Origin of the sequence: Acinetobacter sp. GSS19 (assembly GCF_028621895.1) — a bacterium.
In the GTDB taxonomy this organism is placed as follows: Bacteria; Pseudomonadota; Gammaproteobacteria; order Pseudomonadales; family Moraxellaceae; genus Acinetobacter.
The window spans coordinates 179,427-199,031 of record NZ_CP117520.1 but is presented as its reverse complement, the minus strand read 5'-3'; the positions used below and the strand labels follow the sequence as shown (position 1 = coordinate 199,031).

The following is a 19,605-nucleotide window of genomic DNA, read 5'->3' as shown; positions in this document are numbered from 1 at the left end:
CCCAATTCACTTTGCTTTATTTGTTATAAAGCAAACTTTAATTTTATTATTGATATTGATATTGCAGGACAGTGGTAAATAACGCCTGCCCCGCATAAGTTTGAAATTGTACGGAATCACCATAATAGGCTTTTAATCGTTGTCGGATATTGTCGAGTGCAATCCCATGCCCCTGATGGCGCTTGGTTTTCTCTGTGCTATAGGGGTTGGTAACGACAATATTGACTTTATTTTCAACAATTTCAATCAATACACTGATATTACTCGAATTGATCGTTTTTTCAACACCATGCAAAATACTATTTTCCAGTAAAGGCTGTAAGGTCAACAATGGAATCTGTATACGCTGTAAATCCTGCGGTTCAGGTATTTTCCAGTTCACACTAAGACGATCTCCCAAGCGGATTTGTTCGATTTCCAAATAATGCTGGCATAAGCGAATTTCCTCAGCCAGACTCACCAGCTTCAGTTCCTGAAAACTGGCACGAAACAGACGTGACAAATTAATTAACATGGCTTCGGCTTTATCTGGATCAATCGCAATCAAACTCACCACACTGTTCAGACTATTAAATAAAAAATGCGGATGAATCCGGGCCTGCATTGCCTGAATACGGGCTTGCAACTCACTTTGCTGTTGGCGCAACCACTGTTCCTGCATATATAAATAGCGCAAACAAAAAGCACCTAATAACAGGCCATAACTCAGATGCAAGACCACACCATCCAGCCAGTCCGCAGCAGATAATGATGTCCAGGAAAAACTGCGTCCAAAAGCCAATAGTCCATTCAAACTCATGGTCGTCAACACCACGACAACCTGCAGAATAGTAAAACCAGCGACCAGCACTGCAGAATAGGTCCAACGGCGAAAAACCCCACTGAAAGCATCGGTAATCGCGGCAAAAGACAGCAACACCCAGCTGATATACGCCATGTATTGAAACAGACGTATCCCATTCAAATGAGACCAGGATTGTGCTTCAGCAAGCGCCAAGACCAGAGCCAGAATATTGCCTGCAATAAACAACTCGAATAAATGTTGCCATCGGCTGGTTTTCGTAAAAAAATAGGAGGATTGTGCATGAGTTTGCCGGTCATCAGGCGTATTGCGATATGTTTCGGCATCCGGTAACGAATTTGCTATACTCTTTTTTATTTTACTGAGCTGACATGACCACATCTTCTAATTCCTCTACAACGTCTGCCCAAAACCAAACTTCAGGTATGTGGGGTGGTCGTTTTACCGAAGCCACTGATGCTTTTGTTGCCGAATTTACCGCATCTGTGCAATTTGACCAACGCTTTTATAAACAAGATATTGCCGGTTCAATCGCACATGCCACCATGTTGGCCAAAGTTGGCGTACTGACGACACAAGAACGTGACGATATCATCAATGGTTTAAACACCATCAAAGCCGAAATTGAGGCAGGTCAGTTTGAATGGCGCATTGACCTCGAAGATGTGCACATGAACATCGAATCACGTCTAACGCAACGCATCGGCATCAGCGGTAAAAAGCTGCATACGGGCCGCAGCCGTAATGACCAAGTGGCCACCGATATCCGCCTGTATGTGCGTGACGAAATCGATGCTATTTTAGAGTTATTGAAAAAATTACAAAAAGGTATTCTGCAACTCGCTGCCCAAAATACCCACACCATTATGCCGGGCTTTACCCATCTACAAACGGCGCAACCTGTGACCTTTGGCCATCACTTATTGGCTTGGTTTGAAATGCTGGTCCGTGACTCCGAGCGCCTGATTGATTGCCGTAAACGTGTCAACCGTATGCCACTTGGTTCTGCTGCGCTTGCGGGTACAACGTATCCAATCGACCGTGCCTATACCGCTGAATTACTCGGTTTTGAAGCAGTTGCTGAAAACTCGCTGGATGCGGTCTCAGATCGTGATTTCGCCATTGAATTTAATGCAGCGGCTTCTCTCATCATGATGCATTTATCTCGCATGTCTGAAGAACTCATTCTTTGGACTTCTGCACAATTCAAGTTCGTGAATATTCCAGATCGCTTCTGCACCGGTTCATCAATTATGCCGCAGAAGAAAAACCCGGATGTTCCTGAACTGATCCGTGGAAAATCAGGCCGTGTGTTTGGTGACCTGATCAGTCTGCTCACCCTAATGAAAGGTCAGCCATTAGCATATAACAAAGACAATCAAGAAGATAAAGAGCCACTATTTGATGCAATTGATACCGTACGCGGATCATTGATGGCCTTTGCTGACATGATTCCAGCCCTTGTGCCGAATATCGAAATTATGCGCGAAGCGGCGTTACGTGGCTTCTCAACCGCAACAGATTTGGCAGATTATCTGGTAAAAAATGGCGTGGCTTTCCGTGATGCACATGAAATTGTCGGTAAAGCGGTGGCTTTAGGGGTACAGGAAGGTAAAGATCTTTCCGAGCTGACACTTGAACAATTACAGCAGTTCTCCGACCTGATCCAAGCCGATGTTTTTGAGAAAGCACTGACTTTAGAAGCCTCTGTGAATGCCCGCAACCATATTGGTGGAACCGCGCCTGCACAGGTTGAAGCTGCAATTGCCCGTGCCCATGCACGCCTAGAACAACTTTACGCTTAAGGATCTGAGATGTCTCGACAAGTATTTTGCCGTAAATATCAGCAGGAAATGGAAGGTCTGGACTTTGCACCATTTCCAGGTGCCAAAGGTGAGGAAATCTTGAATACGGTTTCTAAACAGGCCTGGCAGGAGTGGTTAAAACATCAAACCACGCTGATCAATGAAAAGCGTTTAAACGTATTCGAACCAGAAGCCAAAAAATTCCTGGAAGAACAGCGTGAAAAATTCCTCAGCAATGATGAAACGGTAGAAAAAGCCGAGGGCTGGAAGCCGGAAGCTTAATTCTAGTTAAGAAAAAAACCTCGCACCCTGCGAGGTTTTTTTATTGCTGATCACTAATGATGAATCGCACTGCTGCGCTACGCAGCATCAAAATAATCGCTCTTGACCTGACTTAGTTATTTCCGAATAGCGACATTGATAAACAGATGCATGATTTTTGTACGTTATCACTGACACAAGGATAAGTTTTTAGCTTATATACGACTTTAGTCGAGTATTCTATTCTAAGGCCATACAGCGACAAGAAGCAAAAAATATCAAATAAAAACAATAAAATAAAGAATTGCTGTGAAGCAAATAGAATAAGCTATCTTTGTCGCAGAATGAAAAAAGCCCTGGTTTTATACCAGGGCTTTTTTCTTCAGGTATGGTTCAAACCATTCTGCATATTACTGTGCAGGTGGAGTTGGGGTTCCTTGTACTTTCTGCTCAATTTCAGCCAAGCTGGTATGACGTACATCCAGACCTTTCACCATATAAATGACTTGTTCACAGATATTACGTGCATGATCGCCAATACGTTCAAGTGAACGTAATACCCACATCACGTTCAATACACGTGAGATGTGGCGTGGATCTTCCATCATATAGGTCATTAAGGTACGCGTTGCTGACTGATATTCACGGTCGATATCAGCATCTGCCAGCACCACACGTAAAGCTTGCTCTGCATCTAAACGTGCAAAAGCATCTAGGGCATCATGGATCATGACACGAACTTGATTGCCGATATGACGGGTTTCCATATAACCGCGTGGTGACCCCCCTTCTTCACAGAGGTTCTGTGCAATACGGGCAATTTTCGCAGCCTCATCACCAATACGCTCCAAATCGGTATTGGCCTTGCTCATCGCAATCACCATACGCAAATCAATCGCAGCTGGATGACGACGCGCTAGAATTAAGGTGAGGGCTTCATCAATATCGCGTTCATGCTGATTCACGACATTATCTTGAAACTGTACATCAATCGCCAAGTTAGCATCGGTATCCAAGAGCGCACGAATAGCATTTGCTACCTGTTGTTCAACCAAGCCTCCCATGCTCATAAACTTGGTACTTACACCCTGCATATCTTCATTAAATTGGGAAGAAATATGATGGCTTAATACAGGATTATTTGGACTCAAGGTTAGCACTCCAACACAGCGACGGACGAATATAAGTTTGCTGTCTATTAAATCACAACAATTATGAAAAATTTATGACAATCGAATGAAAAAGATCAAGCGTAGCATGGTATTTCCTTTCCATCATTCTCGCTTTTGTGCCATTGCGTTGCTCATCTGTTGCAATGCATCAAAATACAACTTTTATCCCTCCCTTCACCCTACTACTGACGAATAGAAAGCGGACAGAGATTTGACCCACCGCCACAAGCAGCGCTTTTTATTCTGCAAATCCATGCTAAGATTTAGCCATGCTTGACGGAGCGCGAGTAAAAACTCGCTGAGATTGCAATAAGTATTTGATTTTAAATGCAAGTACCGTTGAACCTGATCAGGTTAACACCTGCGTAGGAATCAAGCCATCTAAAAACTCACTGCTTCAGTGTAAAGTTGCTCTTGAATGCCTTTACCCCCTGCCTTCGTTTTTGGTCGAGCTTGATTCGTTGATGACTATCCCCAAGGATCATAGCCATGAACCAATTAACGAATCTATCCCCAGAAGAACAAGCTCTTGCCCAACATGAGCAAGATGCCAAAGATCTGACCCGTATTTTACCCGCATCACGCAAAGTCTATATCGAAGGCTCACGCCCAGATATCCAGGTCCCAATGCGTGAAATCTCACTCACTGACACCCCAACAGGTTTAGGCGGCGAGAAAAACCCGCCAATCATGGTGTATGACACTTCGGGTGTTTATACCGATCCGAATGTGCAAATCGACTTAAAAAAAGGTCTACCTGCAGTACGCACGCCGTGGATTGAGGAACGTGGTGATACCGAATTATTACCAACCCTCACTTCTGCATTTGGTCAGGAACGCCTGAAAGATATCCGTACTGCGGAAATACGTTTTGCGCATATCCAGAACCCGCGTCGTGCCCAGGCTGGCAAGAACGTGACCCAGATGCACTATGCTAAACAAGGCATTATCACCCCAGAGATGGAATATATCGCCATCCGTGAAAACCAGCGCCAGCGTGAAGGTGTGGATATGCGTCAGCATCCAGGCCAAAATTTTGGTGCACAAAATCTGCGTGAAATTACTCCAGAATTTGTGCGTCAGGAAATTGCTGCCGGTCGTGCGATTATTCCAGCCAACATTAACCACCCTGAAGTCGAGCCAATGATCATTGGTCGTAATTTCTTAGTGAAAATTAATGCCAACATCGGAAACTCCGCATTGGGCTCTTCAATTGATGAAGAAGTAGCGAAAATGACCTGGGCCACCCGTTGGGGCGCAGATACCATCATGGACTTATCAACCGGTAAGAACATCCATGAAACCCGTGAATGGATTATCCGTAACTCGCCAGTGCCAATCGGTACCGTGCCCATCTATCAGGCACTGGAAAAAGTCAACGGTGTGGCTGAAGACCTCACTTGGGAAATCTTTAAAGATACCCTGATCGAACAGGCAGAACAGGGTGTGGACTACTTCACCATTCATGCCGGGGTACTGTTACGTTATGTGCCTATGACGGCAAACCGTCTCACCGGTATTGTCTCCCGTGGTGGCTCGATCATGGCACAGTGGTGTCTAGCACACCATCAGGAAAACTTCCTGTACACGCATTTTGATGAAATCTGTGAAATCATGAAAGCCTATGACGTTTCGTTCAGTCTGGGTGATGGCTTGCGTCCAGGCTGTATTCAAGATGCGAATGACGAAGCTCAATTCTCTGAGTTGAAAACGCTCGGTGAATTGACCCATCGTGCCTGGGAACATGACGTACAGGTCATGATTGAAGGTCCTGGCCATGTCCCAATGCACATGGTGAAAGAGAACATGGATCTCCAGTTAGAAGTCTGTAAAGAAGCACCGTTCTATACGCTTGGCCCATTGACGACCGACATTGCTCCGGGTTATGACCATATCACCTCGGCAATTGGTGCGGCGATGATTGGCTGGTACGGTACAGCAATGCTGTGCTATGTGACACCAAAAGAACATTTGGGTCTGCCAAACAAGAAAGATGTGAAAGACGGGATTATTACCTACAAGATTGCCGCCCATGCTGCAGACTTGGCCAAGGGTCATCCGGGTGCACAAGCACGTGATAATGCCCTGTCGAAAGCACGTTTTGAATTCCGTTGGGAAGATCAGTTCAACCTGAGTCTGGATCCAGATACGGCACGTAGCATGCACGATGAAACCATGCCAAAAGAAGCGCATAAATCTGCACACTTCTGTTCGATGTGTGGCCCTAAGTTCTGTTCGATGAAAATCACACAAAATGTGCGTGATTACGCACAAAATCAGCAGAATGCCAAGGTTGAAAAACAATCAGATGGTGAAGTGGAAGCTGGTCTGGAAGCCATGAAAAATGCTTACCAGGAACATGGTCAAAAACTGTACCACAAAGTTTAAAAGTTCAAAAAAAACATTTGTGTTCAGCATAATCTCAGTTAGGATGAAATCAGCAGATTTCATCCTAATTGACTTATGAATATTCTCGATCAAGCCAGTTTTAGTTACCAAGATGTCGAAATCACTTCACGTGAGTCACTCTTTCGGGGCTTTATTCAGGTCGAGAAGGTTCATCTACGCCACCGTCAGTTTGCCGATGCACAATATACTCCTGTCCTAACTCGTGAACTCATTCACCGTCCGGAAGCGGCGGGTGTTTTGATTTATGATGATCAACAACAAAAATTTGCATTGATTGAACAGTTCCGTGTTGGTGCGCTTGATGATCAGTATTCCCCTTGGCAGCTTGAAGTCATCGCCGGCGTCCTTGATGGCGATGAGTCACCGGAAAGCTGTATCTGTCGTGAAAGTCTTGAAGAAGCGGGCTGTCAGATCTTTGATCTACAACACCTGTTCAGCTTTTATCCCTCTGCCGGTGCCTGCTCAGAACTTTTTCATCTTTATGCAGCGAAAGCTGATTTAACTGCAGCAGGCGGAATCTTTGGCATGAGCGATGAAGGTGAAGATATCAAGCTCCACCTGTTTGAATATAGCGACATTGCCGCTTTGTTCAGCCAAGGCCGTTTACGTAATTCACCCGTGATTATGGCGTTGCAGTGGTTACAGCAACAGATCAATACAATTAAAAAATAAGGGTGTCCGAGGTCAGGCATGTCTTTATCTATTTCACAACCCCCGCAGCAACCCTATGTGATCATTCAGATTTCCGATACGCATCTGATGGATCAGGCGGATCTCGAATTTGTCCGGATGAATCCGGAACAAAGTTTTCATACCGTGATGCAACACATCCTGACACATCATCCTCAGATTGACGCGATTATTCATACGGGAGATGTAGCGCAAGTCCCTGTGGTTGAAACCTATGCACGCTATCAAGCCTATATGCAACAGCTCGGTATACCTTTTTTCCAAATTCCTGGGAATCATGATGAATTAAGCCTTTTTCCCTTCCCATCGGGAGAATCTCAACCCACAGCGATTGAGTCTGGAAACTGGTGTTTAATTTTATTAAACAGTGCAGTCAAAGGTAGAATTGATGGCCATATCAAGGCAACCGACCTGCAATGCCTACATGATTTGCTCGAACAGTATGCAGACAAACATGTGATTGTGGCCTGTCATCATCACCCTTTTGCCATGCAGTCGCACTGGATTGATCAGCATAAGCTGAAGAACAGTGAAGACCTGACAGATGTATTAGCCCGACACAGCAACGTGAAAGCCGTGTTAAATGGTCATGTACATCAGGATGCATTTACCGAATGGGAAGGTATCCAGTTTTTATCGGCTCCATCAACCTGCGTACAATTCAAACCTTTCAGCCAGGATTTTGCGCTCGATGAGTGTGAACCAGGCTACCGGGTACTCTATTTGCATCAGGATGGTCAATTCGACAGCCAAGTCTACCGTGTTAAATACCAGCGAACCCCAACAAACGCAAAAATTTCCGGCTATTAACTTTTCAAGCCGGTTTTTTTCTATTAATTTAGGGCATCTAAAAAAGGACGAGCCAAGAGTCAAATCCAAACATTAAAAGACTATCATATGTGCAAAAAAGCCTATATGATGGCGCCCCCGAAGGACAAATTACCCTGACGGAATTGGATAAAAACACTTGCATATCACCATATTTTTTGCGTATCTATATATGCATATGATGAGGAATGCCCTATATGGCGAATGACAACCAAAATCAAGTCTTGGACGAACAAACAGAAATCGCTGATGCTGACAAGGCCGCTAAACGCGTGCGTAAAACCAAGCCAAAGGCTTCTGAAGGTGGTTCTACAGCAAGCTTATTCGGTATCGCACCTTATCAGCCGAAAAAGAATGAAGAATATATGTCAGAAGGTCAGCTTGAACATTTCAGCCAAATTCTAGAGGCTTGGAAAGCAGAGCTGATGTCTGAAGTTGATCGTACACTCAACACCATGCAGGATGAAAATACCGCTCTGCCAGATGTGAATGACCGTGCAACGCAAGAAGAAGAATTTGCAATTGAACTACGGACGCGTGACCGTGAACGTAAGTTGATCCGCAAAATTGAGCAATCGCTTGAAGCCATCAAAAATGATGACTACGGTTTTTGTGAAACTTGCGGGATCGAGATCGGTCTGCGTCGTCTCGAAGCGCGTCCAACCGCAACCTTGTGTATCGACTGCAAGACCTTAGCGGAAATCAAAGAGAAACAAAATAACGGTTAACAGTGACTGTTAAATCTTTCTCAGCAAAGCCAGACAGCTTTGCTCCTGTGCAGCAGCAGAATGATGTGTCGCTGATGCGCTACTCAGGCCGGTTTGCGCCATCGCCAACCGGTCCTTTGCATTTTGGTTCACTCATTACAGCGGTCGCCAGCTATTGCGATGCCAAAGCCCACCAAGGTCAATGGCTGCTCCGCATTGAAGATACCGATATTCCTCGCATCTATCCCGGCAGTGAACAGCATATTCTGGCCGCAATCGAGGCTTTCCAGTTCGAACCCGATGGCGAAATTCTATTTCAAAAAGATCGCTTAGACATTTATCACTCGGTCATTGAACAGCTGAGACAACAGCATCTGGTGTATGCCTGTCAATGTACCCGCAAGATGCTCGGTTCGAATGCGATCTATCCTGGAACTTGCCGCGATCTAGGACTGGACTTTCAGCATCAGGCCATCAGGATCAAAGTCGCTGACCAAGACATCTGCTTTGAAGACCGTTTACAAGGCCTGCACTGCAGCAATTTACAGCATGAACTGGGAGATTTTGTACTCCGTCGCCGTGATGGCATTATCAGTTATCAACTTGCTGTGGTGGTCGATGACTACTTGCAAGGTATTACTCATGTCGTTCGGGGTGCTGATTTGCTCGACAACACCGCACGACAGATCTGGCTCGGCCAACTGCTCGGCTATCCCACTTTAAACTATATGCACCTCCCCTTGGCCATGAATGATCAGGGCCAGAAACTTTCCAAACAAAATCTGGCACAGGCGCTTGATCTGAGCCAAGCGTCCCTATTGTTACAACAGGCCTTACAGGTATTGGGTCAAGCCCCAGTGGATCTGGATACACCTGCCCGTATGCTGGTTCAGGCCGTTACGCAATGGGATATACAAAAGATTCCTAAAGGCACACTTTTACCAGGTCATTATCTCTAAATTACAATCAGTAAAATGAGCTAAGGGAATAACCAGGGATAGCGTCAAAATGAGTTTTGCAGTTACAAACGTACAAGCAAGCAATCAAACAACCCGTCCCGCAGCAGTCCTCTGCATACGGGACAACCGGTTTAAAAGCTAGATTCTTCTTTATTTGGATTAGCTAATTGTGTCGAAGCATCAATTTTCAGAATCAGGCTGACCATGACCGCACACATCATCAATGAGGTTCCCCCATAACTGATAAATGGCAGAGTCAAACCTTTCGTTGGCATCAAGCCCATGTTCATGCCGGCATTCACCATGATCTGCAGCAGGAAAATAATTGAAATCCCATAGGCTAGATAACCGGCACGTAAGTACTGGTTTTGCAAAGCACGATGGCCAATTTTAATGCAGCTCAGCAACATGCCAAACGACAGGATCAGGACAGTAGTAATTCCCAAAAAGCCGAATTCTTCCCCGAGTACTGCAAGCATGAAGTCCGTATGTGCCTCAGGCAAATAGGACATTTTCTGGATACTGTGCCCCAAACCCACGCCATACCATTCGCCACGACCAAAGGCCATGAGTGCATTGGATAGCTGATAGCCCGTCCCTAAAGGATCGGCCCATGGATTGGAAAATGACATTAACCGTTCAAATCGATAGGGCTCGAAGATAATCAGAAAGACAAAGGCCATGACAATCGCACCAAAGGCGATGCCAAACTGAATGATCGGTGCCCCCGCGAGAAAAAAGATTCCCAACATCATCAACGCAATCACCACTGTCGCACCGAGGTCGGGTTCGGCAATGATCAGCCCCACCGTCAGGATCATGACTGCAGCAAGGCGCGCTAACCCTTTGATATTATTACGGACTTCTTCAGCACGGCGCACCACATAATCTGCCGTAAAAATTGCCATGGCCACCTTAGCCACCTCAGTCGGCTGCAGGGTAAACCCTGCAATCCTGATCCAGCGTGTCGAACCATTGACCTCGGAACCAGCAATAAGCACCAGAAAAAGCAGCAGAATGGTAATCAGCCACAATGGAAAGGCATTTTTAAACCATTGATTTAAAGAAACCTTATAGGTCAAGAAGGCAGCCACGGCGGCCACAGCAATCGAGATTCCATGACGCACCACATAGTGGAATGGATTTTCATGCATACGTTCAGCATAGGGCATAGATGCCGAAGCCACCATGATTGAGCCTAAGCACAACAAGGCCAGAACACAAAAAATCAGCACATTACGAGGCGTGACTTCCGCAGGGATCCGCGGTGCCCACCGCGTATAAACCTGCTGCATCTTTTCAATGGTTGTCTGAGCAAACCCAGCCATAATTCTTCCTTATTGTTGTTTTTAGCGCAGGGCGTTCACGCAAGCCACAAACTGGTGACCACGATCTTCATAGCCCTTGAACATATCAAAACTCGCACAGGCTGGAGACAGTAATACCACATCCTGTGCTTGCGCATTTTTCTGACACAACGCCACAGCCTGCTGCAGGCTGTCCGCATGCAGGATCTCTGTTGTGCCCTCAATTGCTTGAGCGATCTGCGCTGCATCTTCACCCATTAACACGGCCACTTTAACATACTGCTGTAAGGCCTGACGTAAAGCGCTAAAGTCCTGCCCTTTACCCTGTCCACCTAAAATAATCACCACTTTACCGTGTTGGGCCTGAATCGCCATTCCTAGACCATCAATCGCGGCCAGTGTTGCTCCAATATTAGTACCTTTGGAATCGTTATAATAACGCACGCCATTGACTTCTTTCACAAACTCACAACGGTGCTCAAGGCCTTTAAACTGTTTTAGCGTGTTAAGCATTGATTCTAATGGCAAGCCAATCGCTTCACCCAAAGCCAGACAAGCCAAGGCATTGGCCACATTGTGTGTACCTTGAATATACAATTCCGAACTCTTGATCAGACGTTCACGGCCACGCGCCAGCCAGATGGTGCCATCCAAGTCTCGCAAAATACCGTACTGGTTCAGATCCGGTGCACTCAAACCAAAACTTTGCATGGAAATCGCATCAGGTACCAAAGGACGTGACAACGCATCATCACGGTTAAAGACCACCTTTTTCACTCCTTGGAAAATACGGTGTTTAGCCTGATGATAACCGAGCATATTGCCATGGCGATCAAGATGGTCCTCGCTCATATTCAGCACGACCGCAACTTCAGCATTTAAATTAGAAGTGGTTTCCAATTGAAAACTGGAAAGCTCCAGAACCAGCAACTCCGGCTCATCTTTCAGCAAATCCAGCGCAGGGCGTCCCAAATTGCCGCCAACCGCCACTTTTTTGCCTGCATCTTTGGCCATCAAACCGATCAGGGTCGTCACGGTGCTTTTAGCATTAGAACCGGTAATCGCCACGATGGGAGCATCTGTCGCACGACGCAGTAGCTGGATATCACCAATCACTGGAATGCCTTGCGCGATAGCTTCCTGGATTTCTGGCAGTTGCGGTGCCAGGCCAGGACTTAAAATGATTTCTTCAGCTTTGAGCAATAAATCGCGATCGAGTTGACCAAAACTGGTTTGCACCTCAGGAGGAATCTGATCATGTCCCGGAGGCGTTGTGCGTGAGTCTGTTACTGCAACCTGGTAGCCTTGTTGATGTAGAAAATTAACTGCCGATACACCGGAAATTCCTAGGCCTGCGACGACTTTGAGTCCACCACGTTGTATTAACATTTTCACTCCGCATGATGAGGTATTTTTGAACTGGCAAAATGGTAGCACTTTGAGGTTTTGAATGCTTTTTCTGTTTTAATTTTCTATGCACTTTTTTTGTGTCAGCGCGTAAAAAGCCGCCCATTAAGGGCGGCTTAAGTCATAAAACCGGTGAGATGAAGATTAGCGCCATTTTACCGACTGTACTTCCACTTTTTTTGCGGAGGGTGTATCAGTGGTACTGCAACCACAGCCACCCGCACAACCAGCCGACATGGCAGGTTGCAGCCATTTCGCCAAACGCTGCCAGCCGCGTTTTTCACAGCCCTGCGCAGCACGAAAGAAAACCGAGTACGCTGTTTTCGGAAAAAGCTTTTTAAACACCACCAGTGCGCTCCAGCTCACCAGTGCGGCAATGATTAGCCCTTCAACCATCTCAACCTCCTTCGGTGCTTAACCGAAATAATAAGATGCGATCTGATAGGTCAGGAATGACATGAAATAAGCCAGACCAAACAGATACACGGTCATAATACTCACGGTTCGCCATGAACCGGTTTCACGACGCACTGTTGCCAGTGTTGCCAAACAATGCGGTGCATAAATAAACCAGACCAGCAAGGACAAACCTGTCGCGAGTGACCAACCGCTACCATCCGCACTGATCAATTGGGCCAGACCTTGCGCCACCGCATCTTCATCCGTTGCAGATAAGGCATACACGGTTCCGAGCGCAGCCACCACCACCTCACGGGCTGCCATCGCCGGGATCAGGGCAATACAGATTTGCCAGTTAAAGCCTACAGGGGCAAAAATTGGCTGCATCAAATGTCCAATCATGCCGGCAAAACTATAATCAATTGCTGGTCCGGTTGCCCCCTCGGGTGCTTGCGGGAAAGTACACAGGAACCAGAGCAGAATCGACAAGGCGAAAATGATACCACCGACCCGTTTCAAGAAAATCTTGGCACGATCCAGCAAACCGATCCAAACACTTTTGATGTCCGGGAAACGATAGCTCGGCAATTCCATCAGCAAGGCATGTTGTGATTTATCTTTCTGGAAAATTTTAATCACGGTGGATACGCACAACGCACTGATGATCCCTGCCATGTATAAGCCAAACAGCACCAAACCTTGGAGGTTCAACACACCCCAGATCATTTTCTCAGGAATGAAAGCTGCAATCAGCAAGGCATACACCGGCAGACGTGCTGAACAGGTCATCAACGGCGCCACCATAATGGTGGTCAGACGGTCACGCGGATCATTAATGCTACGGGTTGCCATAATACCCGGCACAGCACAAGCAAAGCTGGAAAGCAGTGGAATAAAGGCACGACCACTCAAACCGGCTTTAAACATCAACTTATCAAGTAAGAAAGCGGCGCGTGGCAAATAACCGGATTCCTCCAGCACTAAAATAAAGAAAAACAGGATCAGAATCTGCGGCAGGAACACCACCACACCGCCAGCCCCGGCAATAATCCCATCCACCACCAGACTGTTCAGCAACGGCTGCTGGATATATCCACTTACGGTTTCACCGAGCCAGCCAAACAGTGCCTCGATCCCGTCCATAAACGGAGCTGCCCAGGCAAAGACCGCCTGGAAGACCACAAACATCATCAAGGCCAGACTGAGCAGTCCCAGGACTGGATGTAAAAAGATTTTATCTAGGAAATCAGAGCGTTTATCTTCATGATCCACAAAGTTCACGACATCTTTTAAGATGGCATCAATTTTATGATGGGCACTGCTGCTTAAATCGCTGAGCTCAGTATCCGCGACACTATATTGTGCCTGATCGAGTGCAGCCATCAGGTTTTCAATGCCCGCGTTACGCACTGCGACGGTTTCAATCACCGGCACACCAAGACGTTGTGACAATTTCTGCACATCGATCTGCATCCCGCGACGGCGTGCTTCATCCATCATATTCAGCACCAGCAGAATCGGGCGCCCGAGATCAATAACTTCCAGAACCAGACCCAAATGCAGCTTCAGGTTGGTCGCATCGACGACACACAAGAATGCATCCTGTTGCTGCTCATCAGCAATTTTTCCCTGACACACATCTCGGGTAATCGCTTCATCCGGACTGGTGGCATTTAAACTGTAAGTGCCGGGCAAATCCAAGACACGAACTTGTCGTCCTGAAGGCAAATTAAAAAAACCGACCTTGCGTTCAACCGTCACACCCGCATAATTGGCCACTTTCTGGCGCGTTCCGGTGAGATGGTTAAATAATGAGGTTTTACCGCAGTTTGGGTTTCCCACAAGGGCAATACGCAGCGCATCACTCATGCGGGCGCTCCTTCTCCGACGCGAATTTCAATTTTTTCGGCTTCCACTTTGCGCAGGGCAAAACGGGTAAATCCGATCTGAATGAGAATAGGATCTCCACCAAAAATACCTTTGGTAATCACTTCGACGCGTGTACCCGGCACGAAACCCAAAGTTTCGAGTCGACTTGCGACAAGGTCAGGCTGACCCGAATTGCCATCCAAAGTCCGGTTGACCTTGGTGATGATGGCAGCTTGCTTAACTTTTAACTCTGATAAACGCACCGCATCCGATCCTAAAACATTTTCTACAGTATACTAGCAAATGAGAATAATTACCAAATAAGGTTCAATTCCAATTCTCATCTTCTTATATCACATCGACAGCAGAAAAGAATTGCTCTACAGTGAATAAAAACCAATACAAAGCATCGGTTTATTAAATCCTATCAGATGAAAACATGTTAAATAAAAAGCCCCGTATCCCTGCACCAGTCCAGATTCCTGCACACCTCAGCTTCTTGCAGGGCTTCCGCGATTATCTGGTTGCACAAACCGTCAGTCCCCATACGCGCAACGCCTATCTTTCCGATCTGATCCAATGCAGTGAATGCAGCAGCATACCGCTCATCGACTGGAACAGCGATCAAGTGGCTGATGTCTTGCTACAACTGACCAAACAAGGCAAGAGTCCACGTTCAATTGCCCGCTGTCTTTCGGCATTACGGTCTTTTTATAAATTTTTGCGTGAACACAAACTACGTTCTGATAATCCCGTGGCCACACACAAAACACCCAAAATTGGTCGAGCCTTACCCAAAGACTTGTCCGAACAGGATGTCGAAGCGCTAATTCAGGCGCCCGACACCGAAACTGCGCTCGGCCTGCGTGACCGCGCCATGCTGGAAGTGCTGTATGCTTGCGGTTTGCGCGTGACAGAATTGCTGAATTTACGGCTGGAACTGATCAACCTGAAACAGGGCTATTTACGTATTGTCGGTAAGGGCAATAAAGAACGGCTGGTTCCTTTAGGACAGGTTGCTTGTGAGTGGGTCGAGCGTTATTTGACTGAATCACGACCACAACTGTATAAAACCGCCACAGATTATCTGTTTCTGACGCAACACGGCGGCATCATGAGCCGGCAAAATTTCTGGTACGCGATTAAACGCTATGCTTTACAGGCAGGCATCGAAACTGAACTTTCGCCGCATACTTTGCGCCATGCCTTTGCTACGCATTTATTGAACCATGGTGCGGATTTGCGTGTGGTACAAATGCTGCTGGGGCACAGTGACCTGTCCACCACACAAATTTATACTCATGTGGCACAGCTACGTTTACAACAGCTGCATGCACAGCATCATCCACGCGCTTAACAACCTGGAAAACTGTGAAAAAGCCCTGGCTAGATCAATAAATTTAATCAATCCATGGATATTTTTTTGCTATGCTTGCGGGCTATCCTTTCCCTAATCTTTACATAATAAAGGGTCTTTTATGCTGTTTACCCGTTCCCGTTTGGCGTTGGCTTGTGCGCTAACGACCAGCGTTCTGCTTGCTGCATGCTCCAATAGCAATAATGACGACAAAAAACAAAATACCTTAACTGCTACGGCACCTGCGACGGGTGAAGCCTCTCCCCTGACGGAACGCAAGACTCAGGAACATCTGCTCCAGACCCTGCAGCAACATTTCAAAACTGCCAATATCAATGCCAAAGTACTCGATGTCAAAAGTACTGAAGTACCAAACTTGTACTGGGTGAATCTTGAAGGCATGGGTGCGGTATATGCAACGAGTGATGGCAAATACATCATTCAAGGTGATGTCATCCGTTTAGGAGACAAACAGCTGCATAATGTCAGTGAGAGCTTCCAGTCCTCGGAAAACAAAAAACATCTGGCTGCACTCAAAACAGAAGACCTGCTGATTTATCCAGCCAAAGGTCAAACCAAACATGTGATCTATGTCTTTACCGATATCAGCTGCCCTTATTGCCAGAAACTGCATAGCCATATGGCCGAAATCAATGCTGCCGGTATCGAGGTACGTTACATTGCCTGGCCACGCGGCGAGCAATTATTCCCGGCAATGGAAAGCGTCTGGTGTAGTGCAGACCGTCATGCGGCCTTTGAACAAGCCATTCATGGTGGACAATTGCCAGCAGCACAATGCCAGAATCCGGTCAAAGCCCAGTACCAGTTAGGCCAAAAAATGGGGGTGAATGGCACCCCGGCCATTTATAATGTCGAAGGTCAGTATCTCGGTGGTTATCTGTCGCCACAAGAGTTAATTCAGCGTTTGGGCAATTAATCCTGATCGGGTGTAGATAACGCATCTACACCCTAGAGTCTGGCGCTTTTTTTAGCTATGATCTTAAACTTAATTGAATTCGTGATATATGGAGTGTGACGTGCAACCAGTTCGCCTGGCAATCCTTGGTCTTGGCACCGTCGGTGGTGGAGCCCTAAAACTTTTACAAGAAAATGCTGCTGAAATTAAACGTCGCACCGGTCGTGAAATTCAAATTACCCATGTAGGTACCCGTCGCCCTCGTCCAGACTTAAATCTTGAAGGCATCAAGCAAAGTGGCGACTTGATGGACATCGTATGCCAACCAGATGTCGATGTGGTCGTTGAAGTCATGGGTGGCATTCACCCTGCCTATGAAGTGATCATGGAAGCCATCAAACATGGCAAACAAGTCGTGACTGCTAACAAAGCACTATTGGCTGAACATGGTAATGAACTGTTTAAAGCAGCAGATGACCATAAAGTCCAGATCGCCTATGAAGCGGCGGTAGCCGGCGGTATTCCTATTATTAAAGTGATTCGTGAAGGTCTGGCTGCCAACAAAATTGAATGGCTGGCGGGCATTATTAACGGTACAGGTAACTTTATCCTGACTGAAATGCGTGAAAAAGGCCGTGCTTTTGCCGATGTGCTCAAAGAAGCTCAGGAACTGGGTTATGCCGAAGCCGATCCAACCTTTGACGTGGAAGGGATTGACGCTGCACACAAACTTACCTTGTTGGCTTCTATCGCATTCGGTATTCCATTGCAGTTTGACAAGGTTTATACCGAAGGCATCAGTAAGATTACAGCGCAAGATGTAAAATATGCGGAAGAACTCGGTTTCCGTATTAAACATTTGGGCATTGCACGCCGTGCTGAAAATGGTATCGAGCTTCGCGTACACCCGACCTTAATCCCTGAAGAACAGCTGATTGCGAATGTCAACGGCGTTAAAAATGCCGTACTGGTGCAGGCCAATGCAGTCGGTCCAACACTGTATTATGGTGCTGGCGCAGGTGCTGGCCCAACAGCTTCAGCGGTTGTCGCAGATATCGTGGATATCGTACGTGACATTTCTTACACGGAAGATGGTTCAGGTACGATTCCTCAGTTGGCCTTTGAAGCCTTGACAGATACTCCGATCCTGAACCGTGAGGATATGACCACCAGTTACTACATCCGTGTGGATGTAGAAGACCAAACTGGTGTACTTGCCGACATCACAACTATTTTAAGTCGTGCCGGCATCAGTATTGATGCCATCATGCAGCAACCTCGCTTAAAAGATCTTATTCCAATTGTGATTCTCACCGATCCAATTGTGGAATCAAAAATGGACGAGGCTCTGGCAAAAATCCAAGCATTGCCAGCAACTCGTGGCGAAATCGTGCGAATTCGTTTAGAATCGCTGGACAGTTAATCGGGTTGAGGGGCAACTCCCCTCACCAGCTCTACTCACATTTGGAACACCATCATGTCTAATGCCAATCGTTATACCGGTCTTGTTGATCGTTATCGTGACCGTTTGCCAGTTTCAGCAACGACTCGTGCTATCTCTTTAGGTGAAGGGAACACCCCGCTCATTAAACTGGAGAACATTCCGCGCATTATTGGCAAAGATGTTGAAATCTATGTGAAGTATGAAGGTTTAAACCCGACAGGTTCATTTAAAGACCGTGGTATGACCATGGCTGTAACCAAAGCTGTTGAAGCGGGTTCAAAAGCGATTATCTGTGCCTCTACAGGTAACACTTCTGCAGCAGCTGCGGCTTATGCAGCGCGTGCGGGCATCAAAGCCTTTGTTTTGATTCCTGAAGGCAAAATTGCCATGGGCAAAATGGCACAAGCCATGATGTACGGTGCGATCACCATGCAAATCCGCGGCAACTTTGACGATGGTATGCGCCTAGTGAAAGAAGTTGCTGATCAAGCCCCAGTGACTATCGTAAACTCGATCAACCCTTACCGTTTACAAGGTCAGAAAACTGCGGCATTTGAAATTGTCGATGCTTTGGGCCGTGCACCAGATTATCACTGCTTGCCAGTAGGTAACGCGGGTAACATTACAGCGCACTGGATGGGCTATTCAGAGCAAGCGGTTGATCCAAGCGAATATGCAACTAACCGTTGTGAATATGATCGTGAAGCCGATGCTTTCACTGGTTTACCAGCACAAGCAGCGCGTCCTAAAATGATCGGTTATCAAGCAGCCGGTTCCGCACCTTTCCTACGTGGTGCTCCTGTTGAACATCCTGAAACCATTGCGACTGCAATCCGTATTGGTAACCCACAAAGCTGGAACCACGCACATGCAGTAATGAAAGAGTCTGGCGGCTGGTTTGATGAACTTCAGGACAGCGAAATCCTTGAAGCACAGCGTATGCTTTCGATGTATGAAGGTGTGTTCTGTGAACCAGCTTCTGCAGCAAGCTTGGGTGGTGCCATCCGTGACGTGAAAAACGGTAAGATTCCTGAAGGTTCTGTCATCGTTTGTACCTTAACCGGTAATGGCCTGAAAGATCCAGATACTGCCATCAAACAATGCTCTGATGCAGTCATGTTGACGATCGATGCCACTATGAATGATGTAAAAACTTCAATTCTTTCAAATATGGAATAATATTTTTCCAGCATGAAAGAATAAAAAAACCCTGCTTCAGCAGGGTTTTTTTATGGCCTGATAAAAATGAATATTATCAGGCTGGTAGTAAGAA

18 protein-coding genes and 1 riboswitch are annotated in these 19,605 nt (G+C 46.5%); of the genes, 11 read left to right on the top strand and 7 right to left on the bottom strand.

Translation table 11 applies throughout. The annotated features are described in order from the left end of the window. Nucleotides 1–46: 46 nt before the first annotated feature. The gene (locus tag PGW99_RS01010) at nucleotides 47–1,183 is read right to left on the bottom strand and encodes a sensor histidine kinase (RefSeq protein ID WP_273778232.1); all 1,137 of its coding nucleotides are present in this window, start codon (nucleotides 1,181–1,183) and stop codon (nucleotides 47–49) included. Between PGW99_RS01010 and argH the strand changes: the two genes are divergently transcribed. After that, complete coding sequence (argH, locus tag PGW99_RS01005; RefSeq protein ID WP_273778231.1) at nucleotides 1,174–2,607, top strand: argininosuccinate lyase; 1,434 nt, start codon at nucleotides 1,174–1,176, stop codon at nucleotides 2,605–2,607. The genes PGW99_RS01010 and argH overlap by 10 nt on opposite strands. Before the next feature lie 9 nt (nucleotides 2,608–2,616). Continuing rightward, on the top strand, nucleotides 2,617–2,889 hold the full coding sequence (locus tag PGW99_RS01000) for an oxidative damage protection protein (RefSeq protein WP_273778230.1): 273 nt from the start codon (nucleotides 2,617–2,619) through the stop codon (nucleotides 2,887–2,889). 389 nt (nucleotides 2,890–3,278) lie between these two features. On the opposite strand, the gene phoU is transcribed toward PGW99_RS01000, so the two are convergent. After that, nucleotides 3,279–4,019, bottom strand: coding sequence for a phosphate signaling complex protein PhoU (gene phoU / locus PGW99_RS00995; RefSeq protein WP_273778229.1), 741 nt, complete (start codon nucleotides 4,017–4,019; stop codon nucleotides 3,279–3,281). Between the two features lie 288 nt (nucleotides 4,020–4,307). Continuing rightward, nucleotides 4,308–4,429, top strand: a riboswitch (TPP riboswitch). Nucleotides 4,430–4,529: 100 nt separating this feature from the next. On the opposite strand from phoU, the gene thiC reads away from it, so the two are divergent. The 5 genes from thiC (at nucleotide 4,530) to gluQRS (ending at nucleotide 9,633) form a co-directional block, all read left to right on the top strand. Next, the gene (gene thiC / locus PGW99_RS00990) at nucleotides 4,530–6,428 is read left to right on the top strand and encodes a phosphomethylpyrimidine synthase ThiC (RefSeq protein ID WP_273778228.1); all 1,899 of its coding nucleotides are present in this window, start codon (nucleotides 4,530–4,532) and stop codon (nucleotides 6,426–6,428) included. 75 nt (nucleotides 6,429–6,503) lie between these two features. After that, nucleotides 6,504–7,121, top strand: coding sequence for an NUDIX domain-containing protein (locus PGW99_RS00985; protein ID WP_273778227.1), 618 nt, complete (start codon nucleotides 6,504–6,506; stop codon nucleotides 7,119–7,121). 18 nt (nucleotides 7,122–7,139) lie between these two features. Beyond that, complete coding sequence (gene cpdA, locus PGW99_RS00980) at nucleotides 7,140–7,949, top strand: 3',5'-cyclic-AMP phosphodiesterase (protein WP_273778225.1); 810 nt, start codon at nucleotides 7,140–7,142, stop codon at nucleotides 7,947–7,949. A 215-nt stretch (nucleotides 7,950–8,164) separates the two neighbouring features. Beyond that, nucleotides 8,165–8,695, top strand: coding sequence for an RNA polymerase-binding protein DksA (gene dksA, locus PGW99_RS00975; RefSeq protein ID WP_273778223.1), 531 nt, complete (start codon nucleotides 8,165–8,167; stop codon nucleotides 8,693–8,695). A gap of 74 nt (nucleotides 8,696–8,769) precedes the next feature. Continuing rightward, nucleotides 8,770–9,633: a tRNA glutamyl-Q(34) synthetase GluQRS gene (gene gluQRS / locus PGW99_RS00970; protein WP_273779383.1), complete on the top strand. Its 864-nt coding sequence runs from the start codon at nucleotides 8,770–8,772 to the stop codon at nucleotides 9,631–9,633. A gap of 131 nt (nucleotides 9,634–9,764) precedes the next feature. On the opposite strand, the gene ftsW is transcribed toward gluQRS, so the two are convergent. The 5 genes from ftsW to PGW99_RS00945 form a co-directional block, all read right to left on the bottom strand. After that, nucleotides 9,765–10,961, bottom strand: coding sequence for a putative lipid II flippase FtsW (gene ftsW / locus PGW99_RS00965; RefSeq protein ID WP_273778222.1), 1,197 nt, complete (start codon nucleotides 10,959–10,961; stop codon nucleotides 9,765–9,767). 21 nt (nucleotides 10,962–10,982) lie between these two features. Next, the gene (gene murD / locus PGW99_RS00960) at nucleotides 10,983–12,329 is read right to left on the bottom strand and encodes a UDP-N-acetylmuramoyl-L-alanine--D-glutamate ligase (RefSeq protein WP_273778221.1); all 1,347 of its coding nucleotides are present in this window, start codon (nucleotides 12,327–12,329) and stop codon (nucleotides 10,983–10,985) included. A gap of 162 nt (nucleotides 12,330–12,491) precedes the next feature. Further along, nucleotides 12,492–12,743 (bottom strand): DUF6587 family protein, encoded by a 252-nt coding sequence (locus tag PGW99_RS00955; RefSeq protein ID WP_273778220.1) that lies wholly within the window; start codon nucleotides 12,741–12,743, stop codon nucleotides 12,492–12,494. A gap of 18 nt (nucleotides 12,744–12,761) precedes the next feature. Next, complete coding sequence (gene feoB / locus PGW99_RS00950; protein WP_273778219.1) at nucleotides 12,762–14,615, bottom strand: ferrous iron transporter B; 1,854 nt, start codon at nucleotides 14,613–14,615, stop codon at nucleotides 12,762–12,764. Then, nucleotides 14,612–14,878, bottom strand: a complete 267-nt coding sequence (locus PGW99_RS00945) for a FeoA family protein (protein WP_273778218.1) — start codon at nucleotides 14,876–14,878, stop codon at nucleotides 14,612–14,614. Before PGW99_RS00945 ends, feoB begins: the two co-directional genes overlap by 4 nt. Before the next feature lie 176 nt (nucleotides 14,879–15,054). Between PGW99_RS00945 and xerD the strand changes: the two genes are divergently transcribed. The 4 genes from xerD (at nucleotide 15,055) to thrC (ending at nucleotide 19,511) form a co-directional block, all read left to right on the top strand. After that, nucleotides 15,055–15,972 (top strand): site-specific tyrosine recombinase XerD, encoded by a 918-nt coding sequence (gene xerD, locus PGW99_RS00940; RefSeq protein WP_273778217.1) that lies wholly within the window; start codon nucleotides 15,055–15,057, stop codon nucleotides 15,970–15,972. Between the two features lie 121 nt (nucleotides 15,973–16,093). Then, nucleotides 16,094–16,909 (top strand): DsbC family protein, encoded by an 816-nt coding sequence (locus PGW99_RS00935; protein WP_273778216.1) that lies wholly within the window; start codon nucleotides 16,094–16,096, stop codon nucleotides 16,907–16,909. A gap of 100 nt (nucleotides 16,910–17,009) precedes the next feature. Beyond that, a complete protein-coding gene (locus PGW99_RS00930) occupies nucleotides 17,010–18,311 on the top strand; it encodes a homoserine dehydrogenase (RefSeq protein ID WP_273778215.1) in 1,302 nt (433 codons plus the stop codon). A 54-nt stretch (nucleotides 18,312–18,365) separates the two neighbouring features. After that, nucleotides 18,366–19,511, top strand: coding sequence for a threonine synthase (gene thrC, locus PGW99_RS00925; protein ID WP_273778214.1), 1,146 nt, complete (start codon nucleotides 18,366–18,368; stop codon nucleotides 19,509–19,511). Nucleotides 19,512–19,605: the final 94 nt, after the last annotated feature.

Coding starts and splice junctions, on each gene's coding strand:
- argH (WP_273778231.1), top strand. CDS start 1,174: ATGACCACATCTTCTAATTCCTCTACAACGTCTGCCCAAAACCAAACT.
- PGW99_RS01010 (WP_273778232.1), bottom strand. CDS start 1,183: ATGTGGTCATGTCAGCTCAGTAAAATAAAAAAGAGTATAGCAAATTCG.
- PGW99_RS01000 (WP_273778230.1), top strand. CDS start 2,617: ATGTCTCGACAAGTATTTTGCCGTAAATATCAGCAGGAAATGGAAGGT.
- thiC (WP_273778228.1), top strand. CDS start 4,530: ATGAACCAATTAACGAATCTATCCCCAGAAGAACAAGCTCTTGCCCAA.
- PGW99_RS00985 (WP_273778227.1), top strand. CDS start 6,504: ATGAATATTCTCGATCAAGCCAGTTTTAGTTACCAAGATGTCGAAATC.
- cpdA (WP_273778225.1), top strand. CDS start 7,140: ATGTCTTTATCTATTTCACAACCCCCGCAGCAACCCTATGTGATCATT.
- dksA (WP_273778223.1), top strand. CDS start 8,165: ATGGCGAATGACAACCAAAATCAAGTCTTGGACGAACAAACAGAAATC.
- gluQRS (WP_273779383.1), top strand. CDS start 8,770: ATGCGCTACTCAGGCCGGTTTGCGCCATCGCCAACCGGTCCTTTGCAT.
- ftsW (WP_273778222.1), bottom strand. CDS start 10,961: ATGGCTGGGTTTGCTCAGACAACCATTGAAAAGATGCAGCAGGTTTAT.
- murD (WP_273778221.1), bottom strand. CDS start 12,329: ATGTTAATACAACGTGGTGGACTCAAAGTCGTCGCAGGCCTAGGAATT.
- PGW99_RS00955 (WP_273778220.1), bottom strand. CDS start 12,743: ATGGTTGAAGGGCTAATCATTGCCGCACTGGTGAGCTGGAGCGCACTG.
- feoB (WP_273778219.1), bottom strand. CDS start 14,615: ATGAGTGATGCGCTGCGTATTGCCCTTGTGGGAAACCCAAACTGCGGT.
- xerD (WP_273778217.1), top strand. CDS start 15,055: ATGTTAAATAAAAAGCCCCGTATCCCTGCACCAGTCCAGATTCCTGCA.
- PGW99_RS00935 (WP_273778216.1), top strand. CDS start 16,094: ATGCTGTTTACCCGTTCCCGTTTGGCGTTGGCTTGTGCGCTAACGACC.
- thrC (WP_273778214.1), top strand. CDS start 18,366: ATGTCTAATGCCAATCGTTATACCGGTCTTGTTGATCGTTATCGTGAC.